General features: G+C 73.5%; 3 protein-coding genes. All 3 read right to left on the bottom strand.

The features are described from left to right. Positions 1-51 precede the first annotated feature (51 nt). A complete protein-coding gene (locus tag VN520_RS10195; RefSeq protein WP_325746545.1) occupies positions 52-561 on the bottom strand; it encodes a DoxX family protein in 510 nt (169 codons plus the stop codon). Positions 562-637: 76 nt separating this feature from the next. Next, positions 638-1,906, bottom strand: coding sequence for a hypothetical protein (locus VN520_RS10190; RefSeq protein WP_325746544.1), 1,269 nt, complete (start codon positions 1,904-1,906; stop codon positions 638-640). A 129-nt stretch (positions 1,907-2,035) separates the two neighbouring features. Continuing rightward, on the bottom strand, positions 2,036-2,582 hold a 547-nt coding region (locus VN520_RS10185), incomplete at its 5' end, for a class I SAM-dependent methyltransferase (RefSeq protein ID WP_325746543.1).

The raw sequence follows: 2,582 nt of genomic DNA, 5'->3' as shown, positions 1-2,582 counted from the left end.
CCGTCGGCGACGGCGGCGGGTACCGCGCCCGGCCCGTCCGGGCCGGCGGCCCTAGATCCGGCCGCGGCGCCGGCCCGGCCTCAGAGCGTCCAGTGACCAGCAGGGCGCGCCCGCCAGCAGCAGCGGCAGCCAGGCCACGAGGTAGACCAGGTCGTTGCCGTAGTAGTAGGGCTCGGTCCGCCAGCTGACGGTCAGCCACAGGCTCAGCGAGATCAGCGCCCCGCCGAGCGCCGCGAGCCGTGTCCACAAGCCGGCCAGGGTGCCGAGGCCGACGAGGAGTTCGCCGGTCGCGATGGCGTAGCCGAAGCCTTCGGGGCTCTTCAGGGCCAGGTCGACGAGGCCCGGGACCGCCGCACTGTCACGCACGGCGGTCATCATCTCGCCGAGGGATCCGGTGCCGCTCGCCGACAGGAACGCGCTGTCGGTCAGCTTGTCGAGTCCCGCGTAGACGAAGGTGACGCCGAGAAAGATCCGCAGGGGAAGGAGGGCGTACTGCTGCGCCCGGTCCCGCAGACTCCTCGGCTCGTCCAGCCCGTAGGACCTGCCGCCGTACCCACGCATCACTGCCCCGCCTTCCGTCGGCCCTCCGACAGACCATACGTACGGCGGTCCGGTGCCGTTTCACCAGGTGTGCGGATCAGTCCGTGACATCGATGATGCAGGAATTGGTCTCCACGCCCGCCGCCGTGACGACCTGCACCTCCACCGCGCCGGGCTCGACCTCGACGGGCACGGGCACCGTGAGCACGGTGTCCGCCGGATTGGCGAACCCTCCGGTGACCGGGATCAGGGGCACGTGCACATGGACCCGTCCGATCCTGACGACCACCCGCGCCAGCCGGTCGGGGCTGCCCGCGCCAGGCGGGACGAAGCCGGCGCCCCGGATCTCGATGTCGTCCCCGGTACGGATCGGGGCATCCAGATCGCCGGCCTCCCTGGTCCGGACGACCGACAGGATGACCGGCCGGCCGCCCTCCGCGTACTTCCCGGCGAAGTACGTCGCCGCCGAGACCGCCACCAGGATCGCAAGCCCCCACGGCAGATCCGGGAACTGTTCGGGGCGGCGGGCCAGGCGGACCGCGGCGAACAGCACGGCGACGGTGCTGACCAGCACGTACTGCACATCGGTGAAGCTCCCGCGCCCGGAGTCGTCGGTCAGCAGATCGGCGGCCCGCGGCCGGTCGGCGCGCAGCTTCTGCAGTCGCTGAGCCAGGACGCGTACGGTCACCACCCGGCGTACGACCACGGCGACGGCACACACCAGCGCGAGCACGGTCAGCACGCCGGCCGAGCGGACCAGGTCCAGGCCCTCGATCAGGGCGTCGCGGTCGGCGTGGTCGGACGCCCCGGCCAGTTGCAGCGCGAGGACGAGCACCGCGAAGACGGCCAGCAGCACCCAGGAGGCGGCGACCGTGCGCGAGGTGGAGAGCCGGTTGTCCTCGCCGATCAGCGGGGCGAGGAGGCCGCCGCGGGTCCGGTGGACGCGGGCGGCGCCGGTCAGCAGGCCGGCGGTGACGAGTGCGGCGATCAGGCCCGCGGTGCGGGCCGTGGACCAGCCGGCCCCGATCGCGGTGACGGCCTCGCCGATGACCAGCAGGACGACACCGCCCCAGACGGCCACGAGGGTGCGCACCCAGAGCGTGTGCAGCCAGGCGTCACCGGCCTCACGGCTGCGTTCGGCGACGGCGCGGGCCGACTCGGTCAGCTCGTCCGACACCCACTGCCGGGACGCGGACACGGACTGGGCGACCCCGGCGGGCAGGCCCTGCCCGGCGGCGAACTCGTCCCGCTTGGTGAGGAAGGCCGCCACCGCGCGGCGGTGCCCTTCGCGTGCTCCGTGCGGGCAGTCACCGCACGTACAGCCACCGCCGTGCGCACTCTTCGCCCTCGCCTCGTCCAACGCCACGGAGAACGCCGCCCTTTCCCGCCCTGGTGGAACCAACTCGCTTCTGATTGCTGCGAATTGTGCCGTACGAAGCGGGCTCGTCCCGCATCGGGGCGGGCCGGGGACGCGTGTCGCGGAAATGTGCGATTCTCAGGCGCTGAGCACGAGGTAGGCGAGCCCCAGAGTCCCGCGATATCCCCCGTAGTACCCGGTGCGGCGGGCATCGACGGCCTCGGTCACCCCGGCGTGCAGCCGGTGCCCGGGGTTGGCCAGTGCCCAGCGCTCCCCGCGCCCGATGTTGGCGGCGGACTCGAAGAGGTCCCACTCGCGCTGATCGGCCACGGTGACCTGGAGCGGCCGCAGCCCGGCTGCCTCCGCCTGCCGGACCATGTCCAGGAGCGTGCCGAAGTCGTCCGGCTCCGCGCCGAGGCCTTCCAGTGCGGCGGTCGAGGGCTCACGCTCCCAGAACCCGTCGCCGAACAGCACCCGGCCGCCGGGCCGCACGGCGGCCCGCAGCGCCTTCAACGCGTCCGCGGTGCCACCGGGCCAGGCGTGCGCGGCGCCGATGGAGAGGGCCAGGTCGTATCCGTCCCCCTGGAACTCGGCGGCCGGCACCTCGTGGAACCGCACCCGGTCTGCGAGCCCGCGCCCCTCCGCCAGCCTCCGCCCCCGCGACACGGCTTCCGGGTCGGTCTCG

Source organism: Streptomyces sp., assembly GCF_035563135.1.
Lineage (GTDB): Bacteria > Actinomycetota > Actinomycetes > Streptomycetales > Streptomycetaceae > Streptomyces.
This window is presented reverse-complemented; position numbering and strand designations above follow the sequence as displayed.

What these genes read in the sequence shown, in the direction of transcription:
- VN520_RS10195 (WP_325746545.1), bottom strand. Translation starts at nt 561, where the DNA reads ATGCGTGGGTACGGCGGCAGGTCCTACGGGCTGGACGAGCCGAGGAGT.